This is a genomic window from Endoryza foliicola (genome assembly GCF_050589245.1).
GTDB lineage: Bacteria > Bacteroidota > Bacteroidia > Chitinophagales > Chitinophagaceae > Endoryza > Endoryza foliicola.
This window is the reverse complement of sequence record NZ_JBOBEW010000002.1, coordinates 41,651-66,561: the sequence shown is the minus strand read 5'-3', so window position 1 is coordinate 66,561 and position 24,911 is coordinate 41,651. Positions and strand designations below refer to the sequence as shown.

General features: G+C 41.0%; 22 protein-coding genes. 7 read left to right on the top strand and 15 right to left on the bottom strand.

All coding sequences use genetic code 11. The annotated features are described in order from the left end of the window. Positions 1 to 7 precede the first annotated feature (7 nt). Positions 8 to 1,186, bottom strand: a complete 1,179-nt coding sequence (locus tag ACQ2HE_RS04310; protein WP_430898026.1) for an acyl-CoA dehydrogenase family protein — start codon at positions 1,184 to 1,186, stop codon at positions 8 to 10. A gap of 177 nt (positions 1,187 to 1,363) precedes the next feature. Here ACQ2HE_RS04310 and ACQ2HE_RS04305 point away from each other — a divergent pair, with 177 nt between their 5' ends. From ACQ2HE_RS04305 to ACQ2HE_RS04295, 3 genes are read left to right on the top strand one after another with little or no spacing between them, the layout of a single operon-like run. Continuing rightward, on the top strand, positions 1,364 to 1,921 hold the full coding sequence (locus ACQ2HE_RS04305; RefSeq protein ID WP_430898028.1) for an RNA polymerase sigma factor: 558 nt from the start codon (positions 1,364 to 1,366) through the stop codon (positions 1,919 to 1,921). Continuing rightward, positions 1,918 to 2,505 carry a hypothetical protein gene (locus tag ACQ2HE_RS04300; protein ID WP_430898030.1) on the top strand — a complete coding sequence of 196 codons (588 nt, stop codon included), beginning with the start codon at positions 1,918 to 1,920 and terminating at the stop codon, positions 2,503 to 2,505. The genes ACQ2HE_RS04305 and ACQ2HE_RS04300 overlap by 4 nt, the downstream gene beginning before the upstream one ends. Next, positions 2,480 to 3,463, top strand: coding sequence for a hypothetical protein (locus ACQ2HE_RS04295; protein WP_430898032.1), 984 nt, complete (start codon positions 2,480 to 2,482; stop codon positions 3,461 to 3,463). The genes ACQ2HE_RS04300 and ACQ2HE_RS04295 overlap by 26 nt, the downstream gene beginning before the upstream one ends. A gap of 279 nt (positions 3,464 to 3,742) precedes the next feature. Here ACQ2HE_RS04295 and ACQ2HE_RS04290 read toward each other — a convergent pair whose 3' ends face one another. The 7 genes from ACQ2HE_RS04290 to ACQ2HE_RS04260 are packed head-to-tail and all read right to left on the bottom strand — an operon-like array spanning position 3,743 to position 12,058. Continuing rightward, positions 3,743 to 6,238 carry a S9 family peptidase gene (locus ACQ2HE_RS04290; RefSeq protein ID WP_430898034.1) on the bottom strand — a complete coding sequence of 832 codons (2,496 nt, stop codon included), beginning with the start codon at positions 6,236 to 6,238 and terminating at the stop codon, positions 3,743 to 3,745. Between the two features lie 24 nt (positions 6,239 to 6,262). After that, positions 6,263 to 7,330 carry an outer membrane beta-barrel protein gene (locus tag ACQ2HE_RS04285; RefSeq protein WP_430898036.1) on the bottom strand — a complete coding sequence of 356 codons (1,068 nt, stop codon included), beginning with the start codon at positions 7,328 to 7,330 and terminating at the stop codon, positions 6,263 to 6,265. A gap of 37 nt (positions 7,331 to 7,367) precedes the next feature. Further along, positions 7,368 to 8,174 (bottom strand): orotidine-5'-phosphate decarboxylase, encoded by an 807-nt coding sequence (gene pyrF, locus ACQ2HE_RS04280; protein ID WP_430898038.1) that lies wholly within the window; start codon positions 8,172 to 8,174, stop codon positions 7,368 to 7,370. 38 nt (positions 8,175 to 8,212) lie between these two features. Then, a complete protein-coding gene (kynU, locus tag ACQ2HE_RS04275) occupies positions 8,213 to 9,484 on the bottom strand; it encodes a kynureninase (protein WP_430898040.1) in 1,272 nt (423 codons plus the stop codon). A gap of 10 nt (positions 9,485 to 9,494) precedes the next feature. Next, on the bottom strand, positions 9,495 to 10,274 hold the full coding sequence (locus ACQ2HE_RS04270; RefSeq protein WP_430898042.1) for an SDR family oxidoreductase: 780 nt from the start codon (positions 10,272 to 10,274) through the stop codon (positions 9,495 to 9,497). 57 nt (positions 10,275 to 10,331) lie between these two features. Beyond that, positions 10,332 to 10,952 carry an FMN-binding negative transcriptional regulator gene (locus ACQ2HE_RS04265; protein WP_430898044.1) on the bottom strand — a complete coding sequence of 207 codons (621 nt, stop codon included), beginning with the start codon at positions 10,950 to 10,952 and terminating at the stop codon, positions 10,332 to 10,334. 5 nt (positions 10,953 to 10,957) lie between these two features. After that, positions 10,958 to 12,058, bottom strand: coding sequence for an Mrp/NBP35 family ATP-binding protein (locus ACQ2HE_RS04260; protein WP_430898046.1), 1,101 nt, complete (start codon positions 12,056 to 12,058; stop codon positions 10,958 to 10,960). Positions 12,059 to 12,162: 104 nt separating this feature from the next. Here ACQ2HE_RS04260 and ACQ2HE_RS04255 point away from each other — a divergent pair, with 104 nt between their 5' ends. From ACQ2HE_RS04255 to ACQ2HE_RS04245, 3 genes are all read left to right on the top strand, one after another. Continuing rightward, the gene (locus ACQ2HE_RS04255) at positions 12,163 to 12,810 is read left to right on the top strand and encodes a carboxypeptidase-like regulatory domain-containing protein (RefSeq protein ID WP_430898048.1); all 648 of its coding nucleotides are present in this window, start codon (positions 12,163 to 12,165) and stop codon (positions 12,808 to 12,810) included. 101 nt (positions 12,811 to 12,911) lie between these two features. After that, the gene (locus tag ACQ2HE_RS04250; protein ID WP_430898050.1) at positions 12,912 to 13,832 is read left to right on the top strand and encodes a ribonuclease Z; all 921 of its coding nucleotides are present in this window, start codon (positions 12,912 to 12,914) and stop codon (positions 13,830 to 13,832) included. A gap of 122 nt (positions 13,833 to 13,954) precedes the next feature. After that, entirely contained in the window at positions 13,955 to 15,556 is a 1,602-nt protein-coding gene (locus ACQ2HE_RS04245; protein WP_430898052.1) for a DUF4394 domain-containing protein, read from the top strand. Between the two features lie 51 nt (positions 15,557 to 15,607). Here the strand turns inward: ACQ2HE_RS04245 and ACQ2HE_RS04240 are convergent, their stop codons facing one another. The 5 genes from ACQ2HE_RS04240 to ACQ2HE_RS04220 form a co-directional block, all read right to left on the bottom strand. Next, positions 15,608 to 16,615 (bottom strand): zinc-binding alcohol dehydrogenase family protein, encoded by a 1,008-nt coding sequence (locus ACQ2HE_RS04240; RefSeq protein ID WP_430898054.1) that lies wholly within the window; start codon positions 16,613 to 16,615, stop codon positions 15,608 to 15,610. Positions 16,616 to 16,701: 86 nt separating this feature from the next. Continuing rightward, positions 16,702 to 17,271 (bottom strand): DUF4136 domain-containing protein, encoded by a 570-nt coding sequence (locus tag ACQ2HE_RS04235; protein WP_430898056.1) that lies wholly within the window; start codon positions 17,269 to 17,271, stop codon positions 16,702 to 16,704. Between the two features lie 111 nt (positions 17,272 to 17,382). Then, complete coding sequence (locus tag ACQ2HE_RS04230) at positions 17,383 to 17,961, bottom strand: hypothetical protein (protein WP_430898058.1); 579 nt, start codon at positions 17,959 to 17,961, stop codon at positions 17,383 to 17,385. A 135-nt stretch (positions 17,962 to 18,096) separates the two neighbouring features. Next, complete coding sequence (locus ACQ2HE_RS04225; RefSeq protein WP_430898060.1) at positions 18,097 to 21,483, bottom strand: trifunctional glycoside hydrolase family 18/polysaccharide deacetylase/glycosyltransferase family 2 protein; 3,387 nt, start codon at positions 21,481 to 21,483, stop codon at positions 18,097 to 18,099. A gap of 111 nt (positions 21,484 to 21,594) precedes the next feature. Beyond that, positions 21,595 to 21,936, bottom strand: coding sequence for a LytR/AlgR family response regulator transcription factor (locus tag ACQ2HE_RS04220; protein ID WP_430898062.1), 342 nt, complete (start codon positions 21,934 to 21,936; stop codon positions 21,595 to 21,597). 308 nt (positions 21,937 to 22,244) lie between these two features. Here ACQ2HE_RS04220 and ACQ2HE_RS04215 point away from each other — a divergent pair, with 308 nt between their 5' ends. Further along, positions 22,245 to 22,880, top strand: a complete 636-nt coding sequence (locus tag ACQ2HE_RS04215) for a hypothetical protein (RefSeq protein ID WP_430898064.1) — start codon at positions 22,245 to 22,247, stop codon at positions 22,878 to 22,880. A gap of 53 nt (positions 22,881 to 22,933) precedes the next feature. Here ACQ2HE_RS04215 and dapA read toward each other — a convergent pair whose 3' ends face one another. Together dapA and ACQ2HE_RS04205 are read right to left on the bottom strand one after the other, a co-directional pair. After that, a complete protein-coding gene (gene dapA, locus ACQ2HE_RS04210) occupies positions 22,934 to 23,812 on the bottom strand; it encodes a 4-hydroxy-tetrahydrodipicolinate synthase (protein WP_430898066.1) in 879 nt (292 codons plus the stop codon). A 21-nt stretch (positions 23,813 to 23,833) separates the two neighbouring features. After that, entirely contained in the window at positions 23,834 to 24,814 is a 981-nt protein-coding gene (locus tag ACQ2HE_RS04205; protein WP_430898068.1) for an acetyl-CoA carboxylase carboxyltransferase subunit alpha, read from the bottom strand. Positions 24,815 to 24,911 lie beyond the last annotated feature (97 nt).

The window sequence follows — 24,911 nt, the reverse complement described above, 5'->3', positions numbered from 1 at the left end:
CGTTTCTTTATTTAAAAGCATTCAGCCCGGTAACATCCATACCTGTGATAAGCAGGTGAATGTCGTGGGTGCCTTCATATGTAATTACACTTTCTAAATTCATCATGTGGCGCATGATGCTGTACTCCCCGGTGATACCCATTCCTCCTAGCATTTGACGTGCATCACGGGCAATTTGAGTGGCTATTTCACAACCGTTGCGCTTGGCCATACTCACTTGTTGAGGAGTAACGCGGTGTTCGTTCATAAGAACACCCATTCTCCAATTCAACAATTGGGCTTTCGTGATTTCCGTTACCATTTCTGCCAATTTCTTTTGTTGAAGTTGGAATCCGGCTATGGGTCGATCGAATTGAACACGTTCTTTTGCGTAACGCAAGGCTGTATCATAACAATCCATTGCTGCTCCTACCGTTCCCCAAGCAATTCCATAACGCGCTTTTGTTAAACAACCCAATGGACCTTTCAACCCTTTTACGTTGGGTAATATATTCTCTTTAGGAACTTTCACATTATCGAACACCAATTCACCGGTTGCACTCGCACGAAGGCTCCATTTACCATGTGTTGTAGGAGTTGAGAAGCCTTCCATACCACGTTCTACTATTAAACCTCTGATGTCACCGGCTTCGTCTCTAGCCCAAACTACTGCCACTTGTGCATAGGGAGCATTGCTGATCCACATTTTTGCACCGTTCAAAATTACATGATCTCCCGCGTCTTTTATATTGGTAAGCATACCGGCCGGGTTACTACCATGGTTGGGTTCGGTTAGTCCAAAACATCCAAGCCACTCGCCGCTCGCCAGTTTAGGTAAATACTTCATGCGTTGTTCCTCGCTGCCGTATTCATAAATCGGGAACATTACTAAAGAACCTTGAACGGAAGCCGTTGACCGAACGCCACTGTCTCCCCTTTCCAATTCCTGCATCATTAAACCATAGCTAATATAGTCGAGTCCACCTCCTCCGTATTGCTCAGGAATAGTAGGACCAAAGCATCCCAACTCGCCCAATTGTTTTACAATATGCTGCGGGAATTCTGCCCTTTGCGCATAGTCTTCAATAATGGGAGAAATTTCCTTCTTAACATAAGCACGAACCGTATCCCGAATCATTTTATGCTCTTCGGTCAACAAATCATCTACGTTAAAATAGTCGGGCGACTGAAATAGATCCTGGGCCATAAACAAGCAATTTTTTATAAAGATACGTCTGAAAAAGCAAAAAGTAAATGAAAACCTAACAATTGGAAGTCTGTGTAACGTGTTGGTTTTAGTGGTTTTAAAAAAATATAAAGGATTCGTGCAACATTGATTCCAAGGTGGTGTACTTATATTTGAACTTGATTAAAAACACCCAATTTGGAGCTGACTGCCACCATAGCCCGGGATGAACTAGTAGAGCGTTGTAAATCGGGGCATGCACCGAGTTACGAGACCCTTTACCAGAAGTACGCAAAAGCCATGTACAATACCAGTCTTCGGATTGTTAATAATTCCGACGACGCTGAAGATGTGCTGCAAGAAGCTTTTGTAGATGCATTCCGAAGTTTACGCGATTTCAATTACCGCTCCACTTTTGGAGCTTGGTTGAAGAGGATCGTTATCAATAAATCGATCAATGTACTCCGCAAGCGTCGGGTTCAGTTGGTAGAAGTGACCGAATTTCATGAAGATGCAGTTGCAGAGCCAGAACCTGTTAATGAAACAGAACAAGCCTGGCAAGTTGCGCTAGTAAAAAGAGCGATTGAAAAGCTACCCGATGGGTACAGAACAGTGGTAACCTTGTATTTACTGGAGGGCTACGATCATGAGGAAATAGCAGAAATATTGGGTATCACACACAATACCGTACGAACTCAATATGTACGGGGTAAACAGAAGTTATTAACGATCATAAAAGAAGGAGGCGTATTATGAGTACTCGTTTGGACGATTTTATTAGTAACCACAGAGATGATTTTGATTCAGAGGTTCCGGGATCAGAAGTGTGGAATAAAATTGCACAGCGCGTGGTGCCGGCAAAAAAATCCGCAAAAGTGTTCAGTTTCTCTGCATGGAAAATCAGTGCTGCGGCCGCAGTATTGGTGATAATGGGAATGCTAGCTGCCCGTTATTTCATCCCGGAAACAAACACCCATTCAATGGCACAGGTTGAAAAATCTGTTGATACAGTAGGCTTGAATGAGATCAATCCGGCCTATGCACAACAGGTGTATCAATTTACAAAACTGGTGGAACTAAAACAGGAAGAACTGAAGTCTTTCGAAAAAGAACAACCGGAATTGTATAAACAATTTGTTTCAGACATTCATCAGCTCGATAGTAACTACCATGTTTTGAAATTAGAGTTGCCGGCCAACCCTAATAGAGAACAACTACTGGAAGCGATGTTACAAAACTTGAAAATGCAAATGGATTTGATCAATCGTCAATTGTTGATCATCGATCAAATCAAATCATCAAAAAATTCAAATCATGAATCGAATTCAAAAAATCTATAGCACTTTATTTCTTGTATGCCTTCAAATTTCCGCATTCGCAGGAACAGGAGGCGATACAGATCCTTGGGTTGAAAAAACAAAAACCTATTCTAAGTCTTACACACTTTCCGGCTCTGATGCCGTTTCCATTTCCAACCAATTTGGCGATATCAAATATGTGAACTGGGATAAATCGGAAGTGAAAGTTGATGTAACAATGGTAGGAAAAGCAAAAACCGAAGATGTAGCGGAAGAATTACTGGATCGTTTAAGCATTGAAGACGGCAAATCGGGTTCCACTGTGAATTTCAAAACGAAAATGAAAGACAGTTGGGGCAAAGGTTCTCGCTACAACAATACCAGCTTTAGCATTAATTATGTGGTATATATCCCATCTACGGCTACGTTGAACTCTACCAATCAATTCGGAAAAACATTCATTGGTGACTATAAAGGTGCTATTAGCATCGAGCAAAAGTTTGGAGTGTTAACAGCCGGAAAACTTTCAAATGTAAAATCCATTGAAATTGAATTCAGCGGAGGAAGTAGTATTGAAAGTATCAATGGCGGTACTGTATCCATCAAATTTTCCAAAACATTGATCTCTAAAGTGGAAGGTACAGTGAAGATGAATCTTGAGCACAATGGCTCAATTAAATTGGGTTTAGATAACGCATTGAAATCACTTACCATTAAAAATAATTTCAACGAATTGTTACTGGATGTTTCAAAAGATTTTTCGGCCAATTGCTCTTTCCATACAAACTTCTCAGAATTGAAAAACAAGACCGGTTTCGATATTGATGAAGACAAAGAAGATAACGACAGAAGAGGGCCTAAATTTGACCACGACTATAATGGCAAATGTGGAAATGGAGGCGCCACTTTAAAAGTAAACTCTGAATTTGGAGATGTTATAATGGGACATCAATTGAATTTCAATTTGAACGAAGGGAAGAAGAAAGAAAGAGAAATTTAAACAAGGATAACTGAAAAGAAGCAGTCAGCTGAGTCTTAACAATGCCTCAGCTTCCTTTTAAAAAGAACTGAGGTCTATTAAAGAGACTCACAAATTCGGCCCCGTCTTCTGGCGGGGCTTTTTTGTAAAACGAATGTTAACGGGCATTTTCTTTGCTCATTCCAACTCATTATTAGTATTTTCCATTTGTGGTTGCAAAGCCGAAATAATAGTTACATTAGCCATTAGCCTTGATCAAATGAAAAGCCCCTTCTTATTGGAAGGGGCTTTTGTTGTTGTTTACTTCTTTGTTTTTGTTCCCGATTGTTCAACTTCTTTCTGCATTTCTACTAAATCTACCGGTTGAGAAAAATCGCCCAATAAATATTTAGCATAATAATCGGCCATCAGCCAGAAGAAATATTCGGTCATATCACCGTATCCATGCCTTTGTCCGGGAAAGAGCATGAAATCAAAACGCTTGTTGGCTTTGATGAGCGCATTGGCCATGCGAATCGTAAGAGCCGGGTGAACGTTGTTGTCAACATCACCTGTAGTGAGCATCAAGTGTCCTTTCAAGTTCTTAGCAAGCTCACTGTTCTTTTCAATTGCATAAACGAAACTGGTATCACCTTTGTCGTTGATTTGCTCTTTTACGCCATGATGTTTTTCGCTCCACCAGCGATTGTAAATATTGTTCTCATGATTTCCGGAAGAGGATACTGCTACTTTAAAGAAATCGGGATACACTAGCATGGCAGCGGTGCTCATAAATCCACCCCCACTATGTCCGTGAATTCCCACTCTGCTTAAATCAATAAATTTGTAGCGATCTGCCAATTGTTCTGCGGCGGCTTTCTTATCGGCAAGTCCGTAATCACGTAAATTTCCATACCCATAATTGTGATACCATTTGCTTCTGCTGGGGTGACCACCGCGGTTTCCAATTGTAATTACAATAAAGCCCATTTGCGCCAAACGATCAGTACGATCCATTCCGCGGCTAAAAGCTTTGTTTACAGCTTCTGTTTGCGGACCCGGATATACGTATTCAATCAATGGATAGGACTTTGTAGAATCGAAATCAAAGGGTTTGTACATCACGCCATAAAGGTCAGTGATGCCGTCATCGGCCTTTACTTTGAATGGTTCAGGGAACTTGTACCCAGCTTCCAACAAGCGACTGAGATCGGCCGTCTCCAAATCCATGATCTTCTTACCTGTTGCATCGTATAAAACCGTCTTAGGCACCGTATTCACTCTGCTGAAATTATTCACGAAGAAACTATTGGCATCGTCCATACTTGGATTGTGATCAAAATTACCAGGGTTCAACAATTTCAAATTCGACCCATCAAAATTCACTCGGTACAAATGCAAATAATATGGATCTTCACCTTCTTCTTTTCCATTGGCTGTGAAATAGAGCACTCTGTTCTTTTCATCTATCTGAACAATGTCTTCACAATGGTAGGCACCTGAAGTAATGGCATTCTTGAATTTACCATCACCATCGTACAAGTAAAAGTGGCCCCAACCATCGCGTTCGCTCCATTCAATCAATTCTTTTCCATCGTTCACTAATCCCAACCGGCGTGTTTCTACATAAGTATTCAAACGTTCTTCAATAAGAACTTTGAATTCACCTGTAGCAACATCTACTGCACAGATATCGATGCGTTTCAAATCTCTGCTGGTGCGTGTTACATAGAAGCGAGCAGGTGTTCCTGCCCAAATTGCAGCACGAAAATCATCGTCTCTTTCTTTTTGTAAGAACGGCTTACCATTGAGACCTAACTCTTGATCTTTGAAAAGAGCTGCATTGATCTTTTTCAAACTTTTAGATCCCATATCGAACAGAATCAATTCACGAACGGGCGCTTCTGCTTCACCGGGCATGTGATACTTGTAGGTTTCTAAAGTTGGACGACCGTCGGCCACATTATTTAATACCCAGAGATCTTTTACTTTTCGATTGTCGGAACGAATCATCGTGAAATACTTTGAATCGGGCGACCAAAGTATAAATGCAGACTTTCGTTTGTTCTTATTCTTTTCCTTTTCAACATTACTTTCTCCAAATGAATCGCCGCCATATGCATAGTTTTCGATACCGTCTTTCGTTAATTGTGTTTCTACAATTGAAGAGTCGTCTTCATTTTTCTGTGCTTTGGCATAGTTGGCACTGTCCATCACAAACAAATTGTAGTTACGAACAAATACAATTTGCTTTTTATCGGGTGAAATAGAGGCCCAAGAAGCTCTTGGCTTTGGCTTCTGGTAATCTGTTAACTCAACCAAATTACCGGTCGTTAAATTGTATTCGAGGTAAAACGTTTTCTTTTCTTTTGTAACGGCTACCGGCTTTTTGGTACTATCACGTTTCTCTATTTCTACACTACTTTTTATTTCGAATTGCAATGCAGTTTCATCTTTCACAAATTTCAGGTTCTCAATGCCTAGGTGTTGCGCATCGAATGGGTCCTTCACCAAACTGGTAATTTGTGAGGCCAATTTTGCATTGTCAAATAACTCAGTTTTCAATGCTTTCGCAGGGTCTACGATGTACCATTTTTTTCCGTTGCTGGTTTCAAATACATACCAAAAACGGTTGGTTTTTTTGAGCCAATGCGGATCTACCGAAGTACTGAAAACCAGTTTCTCAAGTTTTTTGGGAGAAAAACGTGCAGCTAAATTGTAGTTTGCTTTAGACGGTGGCGTTTGTTGAGCCGATACAGCCATGCAAACCATTAGGCATAGCGAGGCCGCTATCGCCCTAAGGGTGAAATTTCTCATAACAATTAATTTGGTAATAGTTGACTAGAACTTGTAGCTGAGTCCTACCACTGGTAAATGCATCAGTAAGTCGTAGCGCCAATCGGCTCTAAAGAACAAGCTTTTCGAGAGTTTCGCCTCAATACCGGCGCCCCCCAATAAGCTGAAGCCATAGCCTCGGTCTACTTCAATTTTTTGAGTGGTGTAGCTGAAATAGTCCTCCGCCGAATACGCCAAGCCAACCCCTGCATAAACATATGGTTGAATTCTGCCTTTCGTAAAGTTATATTGTAAAGCAACAGGAAGTAATACCACTCCTGTAACACCGGAAAATTTTTGTGTAGTGCTATTGAGTGTATAGGTTTTATCAGAAGTATTTCGCATGTACGAAAGGAAAATATTGAGGCTAAGTTTCTCAGATTTTGAAGGGAAATAGGTTCGAACGCCTAATTGGACCCCAATTTCAGATTGCGAGCCGGTAGCCATTGCTCCTGCCGATAAGATGTATTCTGACTTAGGCGCAGGTCGATGGTAAGTCAATTGTTTTACGCTAAAACTACCTTTACAGCGCTCTACATCTACCATGAACTGCAGCATATCGCGGTCGGTGTACCTCATTCTATCCAAATCGGGAATAGGCTTTGAACAACTTGAGGCTAGAAAAAAGACTTGCGCTCTGAAATTTCCGGCTTTCAACACTTCTCCATTGGCAGAGGTTTGATCGTCGTAAAGCAGGTAAGAAGTGTCTTTATATGAAAGGATGTAATAACTTTTTTCTTTTAGGTCAATTCCATAAAGCTTATTGGAACCGTCGAACATTACTTTTACAAAGGCAGTGGTTGCTTCATTGTTGTTCAATCCATTTACAAATGAATTGGTTCTGTAGATGTTACCCCCGTCGAACCCAAATCCTTTTATTTCACTCGGTTGGTAATCACGGGTGCTATTATCAGTACCGGAAGTTACCGTCACCTTTTGAGACAATTGTTCATCAGTTTTGAAGGCAATTTTTGCTTTCACTGTATCGCCGCTCGTTTTAATGTAGTAACCGCTGCGCAAGTCTTGTCCGAAGGCAGTTGCCGACACAAAAATTAAGAAAATCAGGAATCTCATCGGATAAAATTTGGATTGGATGTATTGAATTTTGGTTTTACTTGATATATAACGCCATTTCCTGTTGATATTTTATGGCTTCTTCACGGGCTTTCTCTGCAAAATCTGTACCCGACGAGGCGTAAATCACGCCCCTACTCACATTCACGAGTAATCCTACATCACCGGGAATCATTGCTTTTTCTGAAATTTCTTTCAAACTACCCCCTTGAGCCCCCACTCCGGGTACCAAATAGAAGTGACTGGGGGTCAATTTTCGAATGGCTGTGAACGAATCTGCTTGAGTGGCTCCTACTACAAACATCAATTGATCAGGACTTCCCCAGGTAGCAGTAGTAGTCAACACTTTTTCAAATAATTTCTGCTCACCCATTTGCTGCAATTCAAAATCTTTCGACCCTGAATTTGAGGTCAACCCAAGCACGATGGTCCATTTATTCTGATACTCTAGAAAGGGTTTTACGCTGTCTTCTCCCATATACGGCGCTACAGTTATTGCGTCGAAGGGCAGGGCTTCGTAAAAAGCCTTGGCATATTGAGTAGACGTATTGCCAATATCCCCCCTTTTTGCATCTGCAATGGTGAGATGGCTTTTGCCAATGTATTGAACCGTTTTTTCCATCGCCAGCCAACCTTTAATTCCAAGTGCCTCATAGAAAGCCGTGTTGATTTTATAGCTAACGCAAAAATCGGCTGTAGCATCTATTATGGCTTTGTTAAAAGCAAAAACGGGGTCTTCTTCCTGCAATAAATGTGAAGGAATTTTGGTTATATCGGTGTCTAATCCTACACACAAATACGACTTCTTTTGCTGAATCTGTTGTACGAGTTCCTGGCGTGTCATAATGTGGCAAAGATAGGCGATTTTAAGTGCCTCTTTTCTTAAAAAGACTGCGCGATTTCGTAAAAAGCATTGCCGAATTTAGCGATATCTTCAAAGCTGTTGTATAAAGGAACAGGCGCCAATCGAATTACATCAGGTTCTCGCCAATCTACGATCAGTCCTCTTTCCATCAATGCATCGTACATGTTGCGGCCGTTCTTTAACATCAGAATGGATACCTGACATCCCCTTTGATTGGGGTCAGTAGGTGTTAGATAACGCACTAATCCCTTGGTATTATTATCAATAGTAGCAAGCACTTCCCACAAATAATTGTTGAGTGCCTTTCTTTTCAAGTGGAGTTGTTCAATTCCGGCTTCTTCAAATAATTCCAAAGAAGCCAAATGACAGGCGTATAACAACATTGCAGGGGTGCTCAACTGCCAACCTTTGGCGCCGGAATCGGGAACGAAGCCCTTTTCCATTTTAAATCGGGTCGATTCATCGTATCCCCACCAGCCTGCTAAGCGCGGTGTATTGTGATGATGATGTCTTTCATGAATGAATACACCTCCAACTGCTCCGGGCCCGGAATTCAGGTATTTGTAGGAACACCAACAGGCGAAATCTACATTCCAATTGTGTAGATGCAGTTCAATATTTCCTGCAGCGTGGGCCAAATCGAATCCAACCAACGCTCCCACTTCCTGTGCAGCTTTGGTGATGGCCTTCATATCAAACACCTGCCCTGTATAGTAATTGATACCGCTGAACAGTACTAACGCCAATTCATCACCAAGCGATGATATGGTATTCAGGATATCTTCTGTGGAAATCAAGTCTGATCCTGTTCTAGGCATCACTTCCACAATAGTAGTTTCCGGGTTCAAGCCAAGATGCTCACAGTAGGTTTCAAACATGTACTGGTCGCTTGGAAAAGCTTTGGCTTCGCATAAAATTTTTACTCGCTTTCCTTGCGGACGGTAGAAACTAGCCATCATTAAATGCAAGTTCACAGTTAGTTGATTCATCACTGTTACTTCATGTGGATTCGCTCCAACGATCTTTGATAGCATGGGAGTCATCAAATCATGCATTTGCATCCAAGGGCGTTCTCCCATAAAAAAACCTTCCACACCGTAGTTGCCCCATTGACTTAACACCTCATTTATTGCAGATGCAGTTTTGATTGGCTGCAATCCCAAAGAATTACCGAGAAAGTAAATCTGTTTCTTCCCTTCAATTGTTGGGTGAACAAAGTTCTGTCTAAATGAATGTAAAGGATCCTGTGCATCCAATGCTGCGGCCTGATCAAGCGAAAACAACGACATGTCAAAAAAATTAAATGGTTCCTGTTTTTCCTCCGTCAACCGGAATGCTTACTCCGTTTATATAAGAAGCCAATGGCGATGCCAGAAATACAACCACATTTCCGATTTCTTCAGCTGTTCCAAATCTTTTGGCCGGAATCGATAATTTCATCGTATTCGCCAACTCCTCTTCACTTATACCTGATTGTTGTGAATTCGAATGAATCAGCGATTTCAATCGTTGCGTATCTGTAAATCCTGGAAGCACACTGTTCACCGTTATGCCCCAAGCGCCAATTTCATTGGACAAGGTTTTGGCCCAAGAAGCAACAGCTGCTCTTATCGTATTGCTTACCCCTAAATTTGCGATAGGGATGCGAACCGAAGTACTTACGATATTAATGATCCGCCCATACCCTTGTTCTTTCATTCCCGGAACTAGAGCCGTGGCGAGTAGATGGTTACAAATAAGATGCTGTTGAAAAGCGGCCAGAAACTGATCGGGTTGGGCGTCTAAAGCAGTGCCCGCTTTAGGGCCACCGGTATTATTGATCAAAATATGGATGGGTGCCTTGTCTTTCAGTCGTGAAATCATGGCTTCTACTTCGTTTGTTTTGCTGAAATCAGCCAATTCAAAAGAATGAGATCCGCTGCCAGACAATTGAGGAAGGAGCCCTTTCAAAGCTGCTTCATTTCTGCCCACCAAAATGCAATTTGCTCCGGCAGTAGAAAGCAATTTAGCAGTTGCCCAGCCTATACCTTGCGTACTTCCACAAATCAAAGCCGTTTTACCTCTTAGATCAATTTGCATGTAACAAGTATTTAGAAAGGTTGATTTTTTTGATAGCCCACTTGATCGAAAGTGAAATCAATTTCCGTGTCTTTCTGCTTTCATGAAGGCAGCCAATTTCACTTCTTCTTCACTTCCGGCTTCTAGTCGCTCTACAATTGCATTAAAAGTTTGTTCGTCTTTATTCTGACTCAGTTTAAAAACGTGTTGAAGGTCATCTACTTTCATTTCAAAAGCAATGATCGCCTTTAACAAGGGTAGCTTGTAAGTATCAGAAAGATTGTTGTAAACAGTGGCCTGTGAGGAATCCGATTCAAAATGAAGCGATAGTTTTTGCAGAACTTCCATCAATCCGTTCTCGTCTAGAAATTTCATTTCACCTCTGGCATGTACCGTCAAATAATTCCAAGTACTCGCTTGAGCAGGCTGGGGATACCAACTTGCGCTTATGTAAGCATGTGGGCCACTGAACAAAAAAAGAGCCTTTGGGTTTTCAAGGAAAGCGAGATGATGATCTTGCTTTCGCATGATGTGTCCTGTAAGATACAGTCCATCCGCTCGTTCTTCAACCAATACCGGTACTTGAGTAGCAACGGGGGTTCCGTTGTGGGCTCCTATTAAAGTGGCAAACGGATACGACTTCATTAGTTGAATGAGGGCGGATCCGTTTGACGATTTGAAATATGATAGATGATACATAGGCTTTAAGAAACCACTTCAAGTACTTTTGTGGGTCCAAAATTGGCGTTCCGCATTGCAATGCTTCTAACTGCTGCTCCGGCAAAAGCAGCAAAAGCTGCTTGTGAAATTGGATCGCTTCCAACCATGGCAGGAACACCATCGTCTCCCCCTTCTCGAATGCTTTGCACCAATGGAATTTCACCTAAAAATGGCAATTCGTATTCAGTAGCGAGGTTTTTGCCCCCTTCCTTTCCGAATATATAGTATTTGTTATTTGGCAATTCGGCCGGAGTGAAATAACTCATGTTTTCCACCAAGCCAATGATCGGAACTTTTATTTGGGCCTGGCCAAACATGGCGATGGCTTTTTTAGCATCTGCCAATGCCACATCTTGAGGTGTGGTTACCACAACAACTCCGGTAACCGGAACCGTTTGTACCAAGGTTAAATGGATATCGCTGGTACCGGGAGGCATGTCAATCACTAAATAGTCTAAATCATCCCAGAATACTTCGGTAACAAACTGACGGATGGCACTACTAGCCATCGGGCCTCTCCATACAATTGCATTTTTTTCATCAACCAACAACCCGATACTCATCAATTTGATACCATATTTTTCAAGCGGAACAATCATTCCTTTCTCACCCGGAGCTCCTTCCATCATTAAGGGGCGTTCGCCTCTTACACCAAACATAATGGGTACACTAGGCCCGTGTATGTCGGCGTCCATTAATCCCACTTTTGCCCCTCCTTGCGCCAAGGCCAAGGCTAGATTGGCAGAAACAGTGCTTTTCCCTACTCCACCCTTTCCGCTCACTACGGCAATGATGTTTTTTACATTTGGTAGAATGGATTGTCCATCTTTTCGATTGGAGCTTGTATTGGCAGTAAAGTTCACTTTTACTTCTGCCTCCTTATTCACCAAGAGCTTGATGGCATTGATACAAGCGTTGCGCATCATGTCTTTCATAGGACATGCGGGTGTAGTGAGTACTACTGTAAAGGACACATTGTTTTGATCGATCTGAATGTCTTTCACCATGTTAAGTGTTACCAGGTCTTTTCCCAGATCCGGTTCTTGAACATTTTTCAATGCTTCCACTATTTGATCTACTGTCATTCTTGTAACTATTTTGTTAAAAACCTCTATGAAAATGCAAAATTAACTAATGAAGCGGGTATTTTCGGGAAACAATTTTAAACGGTTGCTTATATTTGAGCCTGATGAGAAAAAAACTACTTTATACCCTCTTACTGGCCTTTCTACTCCCTACTGTGGCAAGTGCCCAATTCGAGAAATTGAAAGATTCTGTGATCCAGATTTATGGGGTAGTAATGACCGCCGATAGCTTGATGGGCATCCCCTATGTTACCGTTCAGGTAAAGGGAAGAAATCAAGGTACCTATACCAATGATCAAGGGGTGTTCTCGATTGTTGTATTGAAGGGCGACATGTTGGAGTTCTCCTCCATTGGTTTTAAACCAAAACTCATTGAAATTCCAAGAAGTTTAGATGGAAATCAGCATAGCTTGATTCAATTGATGGTGAAGGATACTGTTTACCTTCCCGCCACTATTATTCGACCACGCCCCACTCGCGAGCAATTTGAACGCGATTTTGTGAATGTACCCGTTGACGATGATGAGTACGAGATAGCTCGTAAAAATACAGAAGCCGGGAAAAGACGCATTTTGGCCCGCTCCCTTCCTACCGATGGAAGAGAAACAGGCAATATGATGCTACGAAACAATGCCAGCAAATACTATTACTACGGTCAAGCGCCGCCTCAAAATATCTTCAATCCATTCGCTTGGAATGAGTTCATAAAAGCATGGAAAAGAGGTGACTTCAAAAACAAAAGCGATCAATAATCGTTTTTCTGACCATTTGACTCCTAACTCTTTATTGTTATCTTGCAATAAATGCAGCGGTTTTTACGCTGTATAAGTCTTGCTAGTTTCAACACTCATTTATGTTAGGGGTTACCATTTTAGGCAATAATTCAGCACTACCGGCATTCGATCGGCATCCTACCGCACAGGTGGTGACGCTCGATGACCAGGTATTTCTGGTTGATTGCGGGGAAGGTACCCAAATGCAGTTGGCAAAATACAAGATTCGTTGGGGCAGAATCAACCACATCTTCATTTCTCACTTACATGGCGACCACTATTTCGGACTGCCCGGTTTGTTGAATAGCATGAGTTTATTGAACCGCGACAGTGAACTCCACCTGTATGCTCCTCCAATGGTAGATGAAATTTTAGACCTACAATTCAAAGCCGGCCATTCGGCATTGAGCTATAAACTCATTTTTCATCCGCTAACCCGATCAGAAGAACTGATAAAAACCGATCGCTTCAAAGTGTCGTGTTTTGAAACTAAGCATCGTATTCCATGCTTTGGATTCAAATTTGAGCAAATAAAACCTCCAAGAAAGCTCAATCCGGAAAAAGCCATTTCGTTCGAAATACCCGCTTCTTTCTACGATCGCTTGAAATGGGGGGAAGATTATACCAACAAAAAAGGAGAACTGGTGCGCAATGAATGGGTAACTGAAGCCGGGGTTAGCCCTCACCGTTATGCCTATTGCGCAGATACTATATTTGATGAAAATTTGATTGAACTGGTAAACGATGTTGACCTTCTCTACCACGAAACCACTTACCTAAAAGATCTGGAAGACAGAGCGGCAATGCGATTTCATTCAACAACACATCAGGCAGCTACCATTGCTTTAAAAGCAAAAGTCAAACATTTACTGATTGGACATTTCAGCAGCAAATACGAAAAATTAGATCAATTCCTACTGGAAGCAAAAGAACTGTTTCCCAATACCTCACTAGCGTTAGAAGGCACAACATTCATCACTCCTCCTCGTATTCAGATGTAACTCCAAAAACTTGATCCCAAACAAGTTTTCTAAAAATCCAACGTAACCAAATGCTGTTTCTTAGTCTCACGCAATCTAATTAACATCCGTTATCGTAACTGAGTCCACTAAAACTAATCTGTATGCAAAAGAATTTATCTCGCGTTTGGGGTATTCTGTTGGGCTTCAGTGTATTAACAGCCTGTCAGAAAGATGCACCCTATGTAAGTCCGGATCAAACTACTGAATTCCACAAAAATGAGTGGTACAAATCGAATTTCGAATTTTATGCCCTCACCGATGCAAATCAATTGATTCGGTATTCGGGAGGAAGAAAGATTGAGAAAAAGCAAACCATCACATTAACAGGTCTCGCAACCGGCGAAATGATTAAAGCCATCGATTTTCGTCCTGCAACCGGTCAATTGTACGGCGTAAGTACAGCTAACAAAATTTACACCATCAATCAATACAACGGAGTTGTATATGCGATTGGAGTAGCCTTTACACCTGCTTTAAACAGTTCCAACATTGGGATGGATTTCAACCCAACTGTTGATAGAATTCGTTTGGTAACAGATGCCGGACAAAACCTCCGTGCCAATCCTGAAACCGGTGCTATTGTGGCAACGGATGGCAACCTAAACCCGGGAACGCCAATGGTTGGTGCCGTAGCTTACACGAATAATTTTGCAGGAACAACCACCACCACCTTGTATGATATTGACGCTGCAACCGATAAACTTTACATGCAAAATCCACCAAACAATGGTACACTTGCCTTGGTAGGCAGTTTGGGAGTAGACGTAAAAGGCGAAGCAGGATTCGATATTAATTCAAACAACACCATTGCTTTGGCAGTTCTAGAAACTGTGGGTGATGACGACAAAGACGATGATGAGAAAGACGGTGATGTAGATGAAGACAGCTATGGAAAAGACTATCCAAAAACAAAAAGATACTTCTATTCTATCAATCTTAGCACCGGAAAAGCAACAAAAATTGCGAAGGCAGAGAGAAATATCATTGGATTGGCAATTCCAACAGATATGGTAGCTTATGGTGTAGATGAAATGAATCAACTTTTGATCTTTAACCCAATGAATCCTGGAACCATGATCACTAAAGCAATCACTGTTCCAATGGGTGAAAAAATAGTTGGCATTGATTTTCGTCCTGCTACTGCACAACTTTATGCAGTAAGTAGCGCCAGCAAAATCTATGCACTTAATCTTAGCAGTGGTGCTGCAACCTTGGTAGGAACTGGATTCGCGGCTTCATTGACTGCTTCTAACTATGCAATGGACTTTAACCCTACCGTAGATCGTATCCGCTTGATAGGTGATAACGGTCAGAATCTTCGATTGAATCCTATTACAGGAGCATTGGCAGCCACTGACGCGAATTTGAATCCGGGAATGCCAAAAGTAGACGCGGTGGCTTATACGAACAATATCCCGGGCGCTACTACAACTACCTTATATGATATTGACTATGGAACTGATTCCCTTTACATTCAAAACCCGCCGAATAATGGAACACTTGTAGGTGTAGGTAGTTTAGGTGTAAAAATTGATGGCGGCAATGGTTTTGACATTGGTTCTACCAGTGGAAAAGCATATGCTGTGCTCAACACAGGAAGTAGATCAGGAATTTATCAAATCAATTTAATGACAGGAAGAGCAAGTAAAATTGCAGACTTATCAAAGAAGTTTGGCTCCTTTACAATTGGCTTAGGATTCTAAACAAACCTTGACACAAAAAGGAAAGACCCGATTGTTCGGGTCTTTCCTTTTTCATGAAATATCAATCAAAGTTTTGATACCACTAATCTTGGTAAATTGATCCGGCACTTGGGCAAACAACATCTCACCTGTTACATAATTTTCCGGCTTAATGGTGCCATTTGCTAAGCTCTGTAATACCCAATCAAAATCTTCTTGGGTTGCGTTTCGGCTACTCATAAGCGTAGTTTCTCTCTTATGAAATTCAGGATGTGAGTACGACAACGATTCCTTTTGAAGTCCAATCAGCACAATTCTTCCTCCATGTCCTAAATAACCAACTGCAGCTTCCATTGCCTTTTTATTACCTGTCGCATCAATTACCACTTCCATCATATCACCACCGGTCAAGTTTGTAATACTTGCAACAACGTCTTCCGTTGAAGGGTTGATAATCGCATCTACCTTCAACGACTCTAGGCAAAAATGAAGGCGTTCTTCATTGAAATCAATTACAGCAATTTTTGCTCCTGCTATTTTTGCAAATTCAATCGCTGCGATACCGATAGGTCCGGCACCCATCACCAATACCCACTCTCCTTCCTTAACGTTTGCTCTTCTTACACCATGTGCTCCAATAGCTAAGGGTTCCACCAAAGCTAATTGGGTCGTATTCAGCCCGGAAGCTTTCAGTAAAGCTTTTGAAGGAACGATCAAATGTGTGGCAAATGCTCCATCACTGTGCACTCCAATTACATTGATCGAAGAGCAACAATTAGGTTTACCCGTTCTGCAGGCCAAACAGGTACCACAGTTTAAGTAGGGAATTACCGTTACTAAATCACCTTTTTCAATTGAATCATGTCCGGAAACTTCAAGTACTTCAGCAGCAATTTCATGCCCTAAAATTCGCGGGTAGTTAAAATAAGGTTGTGTACCTCCAAAAGCATGAATATCGGTTCCACAAATCCCTACTTTTTTAATTTTCAACAAAGCTTCTCCTTGTTTTAAAGAAGGCAAGTCTTCTTCGTAAAATTTCCACTCTCCCGGCTGAATACAAGATAGGACGGTTCTTTTCATGCTCGAATATAAAAGTTTTAGCGCAAAAAAGAGCCCCCATTAGAAAATGAGGGCTTCACCTTATAACCAAAACCACTATGAAAATATCATCCTGAATAATCAAATTTTTTGAATATGGCTTTTATTTGAGTGAGTGCATCTTTCGATGTCATTGTATTGCCATTCAACTCACTGTTGGCCCATCCTTGCCAAATCATCTTATTTGTCTTTGCATCATAGAGTTGAATTCGAATGGTTCCCTCTTTCACTTTCGTTTGATACGTTCGAGAACCCATATACATGGAAGGATACCAAATAGGAACTACCCCTCTCCTTGTATAGATATATTGTGTATATGGATACGAATACACAGGATCCGAACTTCTTCTCACAGAAGACTCAACCGAAACAGAATAATCAATGTACAAATCCGGATTGCTATGCTGTTCTCTCAAGCCCTTCATCGTCATCTCCTTCCTTGTCGCACTCCGAATGTTCTGATCTAAAATTGAATTACTCGAATGTAATCCTGTTGATCGGGCACTATCAATCCAGGCGAACGATTGATACTTAGAGAAGTCAACATCCAATACCTTGTCGGTGTGACTTGTTACGGTACATGAACTGAACATACCGAAGCCCATGATCAGGACTAACGCCTGTACTACATGTTTCATAAAGAATCGATTTTGCTTCAAGTATAGTTCGCTTCATATACTGTCTTTCTTATTAGACAAATAAGAAAGTAGGGAGTTTAATACCAATTATTAAACTCCCGTTAAAACCCCCTAATCAATATTTAACACTTTAAATACATGAACTCCTCCTGCTATATCAACTCTCAACACTATTTCTTGATCGCCCTTTTTTAATGAGATAAAATAGTTGTCTTCATCTTGTGTCATTTGATCGTACACATTCATGGAAGAGCTGCTGTATTCATTGTCATCAAAATAAATGACTTCCATTATGTCGCTATCGCCATATTTTTTAGCGATATAAGCTCTTGCTTTTTCGGGAAGATCACCAAATTGTTTATTTTCCACCGTTCCAACAAACTGCCCTTCAACATCAAAAAATGCCTTTATTTCACGTCCTTCATAATTGAATCTTGCTACATCCATTGCTCCATCTGCCGACCACATTACCGGATCTATAGTACCGAAATTGGCATATAGATTATCTTCCGCTCTTAACGATGGCTTATACTCTGTGGCAACTTTTTTTATATGAGCTTTTGTCGCAGCTTTCTTGCTGCCAAAAAGAACACCGGTCAAGTTTTCTCCTGGATTTGCTTTTGCCGCATAAGAAACCATAAATAGTGTCATCGCTGCGAATGCTCCTGTAGTTAAGAATCTTGCTTTCATGCTATTAAAATTTTAAGTGAGGAATCAATTACAATTCAAAGCTACTATCCTTTACTTTCTGTATGGTTCAACATTCGATACAATCAACAAATCGTTAGACGAACTCAAGTATTTAACAGACTGCTAAGATTTACATCAATTTGTTTTAGTACTTGTAAATGCATTTACAGATCCCGTTCTCTTCAACACACCCCAAGAAGCAGACTCTCCTTTCAAGGCTTTTCTAATAGAACGATATAACACTACATACATCAATTGACGATATGCAAACCGCTGAGGAATCAACCAAATCAATTTTGACAACTTTTCTTTCTCGAAACGAAAAGCAATTACACTCACCAATACATCTACTAGTAGAAATGCTAAATAAAACCATCCAATCTTCGACATGGTGGATGAATCATGCCTATTCCAGAACAAACTAATGATCAGCATTAAGTCGGCAAATGGCGCCAGTATAGGCAACAAAATCTGATAAATGAGTACATTGGGCAATGCCATCATTCCAAGGCCCTTGTATTTCAATCTAAAACAGGCATCTCTGTTTTTCCAAAAAGCTTGTATGATTCCATAACTCCATCTAAACCGTTGTTTCATGAACTGTTTCAATGTTTCTGGCGCTTCAGTTACGGCGATGGCTTCGGTACAATTCACAACTTTATAACCCGCTCTAAGAATACGAATGGTGAGATCGCAATCCTCTGCCAACGTATCAGATGTAAATCCCCCTGCTTCTACAAGTGCTTTTTTGGAGAATGCTCCTATTGCACCTGGAACTACCGTAATTCCATTGATAAGATCAAAAGCGCGTCTATCAAAGTTTTGAGCCGTAGTATATTCAATACTTTGCCATTTGGTAATCAAATTGTGTTCATTACCCACTTTTACATTTCCGGCAACTGCCCCGATATTAGTATCTGATTTTTGAAGCATTGATTGCATCAATAAATACAATGCATCTTCCTTGAGTTGCGTATCGGCATCAATACAAAGCAAGTAATCAAATTGACTCTTTTCGATTCCAAAATTCAATGCAGAAGCTTTACCGCCATTGGGTTTTGTGTATACCCGAACGCGCTCATTATCTTGAAAGGCTTTCTTAACAATTTCAAATGTTTGGTCTTTAGAACCATCGTCTACAAAGAGGATCTCAAAATTGGGATACTGTAAGTTCAACAAATCATTGACTGTTTTAACAGCATTGATTTCTTCATTATAAGCAGGCACAATGATGCTTACCCCGGGAAGATCCGTAACCGGCAATAATGGTAGCGCATTCATTCTACGTTTTTGCGTCCACGCCATGATTGCCATCGCTAATATTCTTACAAAACCCAAAACGATAGCAACCCAAAACGCATAGTATAAGAATTGTTGCAGTACATAGTACCCTGTTACAATACCATTGTCAACTGCCAAAATATTCTGATGCACTACAGGCATGATCACATCTTTTGGGATATTCAGCAATTTGCTCACACTTACAAATTCAATGCCTTTACTTTTAAAGTAGTGAATGATTCGAGGCAATGCTTCTACGGTTGCAGCGCGATTACCACCTGCATCATGCAATAAAATGATTCCTTTATCGGGATGTGCTTCGTATTGTTCAATAGCACGTTGGTAAATTTCATCTGCTGTTACGCCGAGCTCCCAATCATTTGGGTCAATACTTTCGCCTACGGTATAATAATTCTTTTCCTTCGAAAGTGCCACAGGCCTTAACTCCACATCGGTGCTGGGTTCGGAGTCGGCATTGTAAGGTGCTCTGAACAGAACGGTGCTATGACCTGTTACCGACTCAATCAACAATCGAGTGGTTTCCATTTCTGTTAAGGCTCGCTCTTTGCTGACTGCCGCAATATTGGGATGCGTAAACGTATGGTTACCTATTTCATGGCCTTCATCATAAATGCGGCGAAGCAAGGGCAGATTGTTCTCCGCTTCCACTCCCACAACAAAAAAAGCTGCCGGTACTTTTTCTCTCTTTAAGATATCCAAAATCTGGGGCGTATAAAGTGGGTCCGGACCATCATCGAAAGTGAGCACCACCTCCTTTTTCACCTTACCAAATTTTTGAATGACGTATTTAGTAGGGAGCTTGTGATAGTATTCTTCAGAAATAATATCCTCTGCAGTATCATGTTCTAATTGAATGGAACCTTTATCAGGAGTGGCTACTACATTCAGTACTTCTCCCTCACCAATATAGTCGGGCTTTTCAAAGCTCAGATCCAAATTTGAGAGTTTCGAATAATCGAATGGCTTGGCTTTCAAACTGGAATCAGTCAAGCTTCTTCCGTAAAATTTCCAGATACGTTCGTCTTCGCTTCCCAGTCTCCATAGGGCTGCACCTGCCGTTCCATATTCATCTGCAAATCGAATGGTATTGTAGTTCGTTGCTGCATCTGCAAAATAAACCTGATGCTTTAACCCGTTCGATTCAGTGTATTGATAGTTGTTGTTATAAGTATCGTTATTGAAATCAATAGGGGCGTTGGCAATTTTAGCCTTTGAAATTGCTTGCTGATAGGTTACAGTTTCAGCCTCTTCTCCTTCCGGCCAATCGTACCCGTATCCTGCAATACCCAAGATGATCTTTGAAGGATCAACTTTTGAAGCGGCATCATCCAGAATTTTCTCAATCCATTTTTGACTCGACACAGCACCGGGTACACTGGTACTATAGTGCTCATCGTAGGCCATCAAAATCAAGTAATCATTGTATTTGCCTAGTTCTTTCAAATTAAAATCTTCGTTGGATGGCATAATATCTTGAGTAACGATCAAATGCTTTGCATGCAATGTTTCAGCAAGTTTTTGTTGGAATTGAATCAATTGTTCATCAGATTGTTCTTTCAATTCTTCAAAGTCGATATTAATACCCTGCAAATGATTTTGCTCCAAAATTGAAACAATGTCATAGATAAGCTGATCTTGCTTTTTGGGATCACGCAAAATTCGATGCAACAATTCTCCATCGAATTCCCCTTCGCCTTTTTGTAGATTGATGTTATTGATCAATGGCACTATTGCAACTCCATGCTGCTTCATTAAATTGAGCGCCGCTGTATCTATTTGTGGAGCCAAGCGAAGTGATTTCGGGTCTATAAAAAACCATTCAGGAAACACCATGTTCATTTTATCAATATTCGCTTGAAGCGAATAGAAGGATTGAGGATCCCAGTCTACATAGAAACCCGCCCGAATTTGAGTAGCTGTTTTATGTTTTTTCTGACTTAAATGTTGAATTCGTGTTTTGGAATTCAAGTATGCCTGAAAACCCGGAAGCTTTTTCAAGGCTGCAGCACTCAAAGAATCAGGAATCAACTGCTGGATCTTTTTCTCCTTGAGTGTTCCATTTACCAACAGCGGCAAAGCAGGCGCTTGAACTTTTTTATATGTGATGTACAAAACAGGTACAGAGAAAACGGCCAAGAAAATAAAGGTTCTAAAGAACCATTTAACAGTCAGCCATCTGGCCTTCGAATTGGTTTGGAAAACCTGGGATGAAGTGCTCATAGTTTGATATTTCAATACGAAATTAACAAACGTAAACGAGCGGAATGGCTTGATAACAGGCCGTTTGCGAATGCTAAAGCTTTTTAGCACTTGCAAATGATTGGTTAATGGTTACACTACATTTAGAACTGAAAAAACGCTTTGTTTGTAAGATTCTGCCAACGGAATACTCGTATTTGCCACACCAATGCATCCATCCTGGATGTGTTCAATTTTCGAAACTTGTACAAGGTAAGATCGATGCACTTTCACGAAGTCAAACTCAGCCAATCGATCTTCCCAATATTTGAGAGTGCTGTGCAGCGTGAAAGATTTGCAAGCGGTAACGATCTTCACATAATCGCCCATTGCTTCGATATAAAGAATGTCGGCAATTACAACCTTTCGTACGGTATAAGAATCTTTAATAAACAAAAAATTGCGTGCGGGTGATTGAATGAATGAAGTGTACATAAAATAAGATTTTAATAGTAGAAATGGTTGGTGGCAACTTACAAGTTCAATTCAAAATTAGAAGGCAATTGCAATGCAACATAGATGTGGGTGCTGATTAACAGAGGCTTTAGATAGCTTAATAGAGTTAACAAAAAAACAACCGTTCATCCTTGTTATATGCAATTAAACAATTCAAGAAGTGGTCGGTTAAACTTTTAAAGAAATGAGAAGTCGGCACTGAAAATTAAGAGTTCTATAGGCTTATCTTAACAGTGATTTAAGGGCAGCATTCTACTTTGACCTTTAAATTCGTAAAAAATAAATCCATGATTAAAAAATTACTCTTCACCGCATTTGTAACATTCATTGCAGCATCCGCGTCAGCGCAGTTTAAAGCCGGTGACCAGTTTATTGGACCAACGCTTAGCTTTGGTTCGTCAAAAACTGAAAACGGTTCTACACAATCAAAAGCGAACAACTTCAATGCGAGTATTGATTTTGTAAGTTTCACCACTGCCCGAAAGGCATGGGGTGCGAGAATTGGCTATTCGGGTTCAAAAATTGAATACATACAACCAAGTTCAGAGCAGAAGACCAATGGAATGATGGCGAATGTTTTCTTGAAAAACTATGTCGGTTTCTTCCAGAAGTTCTATGCAGCAGTAGAGTATGGAGTAGGTTATCGCCAATCATTCAATAAAACTACCTCTCTTGGTTTCGAATCCAAATCAACTACCAACGGAGCGATGGTTTACCTGAGCCCTTCAATAGGAGCTCGTTTGAACAAGCGCTTATTATTGGAGGCGTCGTTGGCGAATTTTGCAGCCCTATCGTATGAAAAAACGAAGCCCTCGGGCTCTAATGCCGGGTCAACAACAGAAACATTTGGCTTTTATTCTTCTAATAGTTTGGGTAACTTTTTCTCCAATGTTGGGTTAGGATTAAAGATTCAATTAAACTAAAATAAAAAAGGGCGATTCGGTTGAATCGCCCTTTTGGATTTCTCTCATATTTGTTATTTCGACAAATACTTTTTTACTTTCTCGTGAATGGGAGCACTCAAAGGCAACATGGGCATACGAAGATGATTCTTCAATAGGCCTTGTTCAGCCATGAATGCTTTTACACCGGCAGGATTGTTTTCTGCAAACATCAAATCATAAGCTTCAATAAGTGGATCATTCTGAAGTTTCGCTGATTTCATATCTCCTTTTAAGGCTGTACGAACCATATCAGAGAATTCTTTCGGAAAGGCATTTCCGGCTACACTGATCACGCCTTCCATACCTGTACAAATTTGTGGAAACGCGAGGGCATCGTCGCCACTAACAACAAGAAAGCCTTCAGGACGATCACGCAAAATTTGCATGCATTGTCCCATATCGCCACTTGCTTCTTTAATACCCGCAATATTGGGCAGTTGAGCAAGGCGCAACGTGGTTTCTGCTGTCATGTTTCTTCCGGTTCTTCCCGGAACATTGTATAATAAGATTGGCTTTGGTGATTTCTCAGCCAACATTTTATAATGCTGATAAATACCTTCTTGAGAAGGTTTATTGTAATAGGGACTTGCACTCAACACCGCCACCGCTTTGTCGAGCGGGAAGATTTCTAAATCGTGCAGCAGACTTTGGGTATCATTTCCACCAATACCTACAACTACGGGAACGCGTCCTGCTACTTTTTCGTAAGTATATTGAATGATGGCAATTTTCTCTTCCTTACTAAGTGTGGGAGTTTCGCCGGTTGTACCTAAGGTAACAACGTATTCTACGCCACCTTTGATCACGTGTTCAATAACGTTACCCAAGGCTTCTAAATCAACATCCGAGTTGGCTTTGAATGGTGTAACCAATGCTACCCCTGTACCCCTTAACACAGAAACTAATGACATTTACTTTATCTTTTTAATCAATTACGATTTTGTTTCATCCCAGAAGCCCATCTTGTTGAACTTCTCGATGCGCTGTTGAATTCTTGTTTCAGGATCCAACGTTTCCAAGTATTCAATGGTATTTTTTAAGAAAGGCTTCAAATTGTTAGCCGACTCTTGATAGTCCCAATGTGCACCTCCCGCCGGTTCAGGTACAATTCCGTCAATAAGACCGAACTCATGCATATAACCTGCGGTCAATTTCAATTGTTCGGCGGCTTTTTCTTTCTGATCCCAGCTTCTCCATAAAATTGAAGAACAGTTTTCAGGAGAGATCACGGTGTACCATGAGTTTTCCATCATGAAAACACGATCGCCCACACCAATTCCCAGAGCTCCACCGGAAGCTCCTTCGCCAATGATCACACAGATCACCGGAACTTTTAAGCGCATCATTTCATAAATGTTGCGAGCGATGGCTTCTCCTTGACCACGTTCTTCGGCTTCCATTCCGGGATAGGCCCCGGGAGTATCGATAAACGTAACAATTGGTTTATTGAATTTCTCAGCCAATCGAAACAGGCGGAGTGCTTTTCTATAACCTTCGGGGTTTGCCATACCGAAATTGCGGTATTGGCGCATTTTGGTATTGATCCCTTTTTGGTGGCCTACTACCATTACGGTTTTACCGTCGAGAGAGGCGAAACCACCCACCATAGCCTTGTCGTCTTTTACATTTCTATCGCCGTACAGTTCTACAAAATCGGTAAAAACTTTGTCGATGTATTTCAGGGTGTATGGACGATCGGGGTGGCGGCTTAGTTGAACACGCTGCCAGGGGGTGAGGTTTTGGGTAATTTCTGTCCTTTTTTGGAGAACGGATTGTTGTAATTGATTGATAGTTACGCTATAATCAATTTTGGGGTTCTTTTGCGCATTGTGCAATTGAACCTCAATTTCTTCAAAAAGGTCTTTGATAGGCTTTTCAAACTCTAAGTACTGTCGGTTTTTATCCTGCGGCATAAGTGAGTTTTAAGAGGGTGTAAAATTAAGGGAACGGAGGATGGAAATTTCATATTTTTTTCTCGAAAAATTTGTTGGTTAATATGCAGATTCCCTT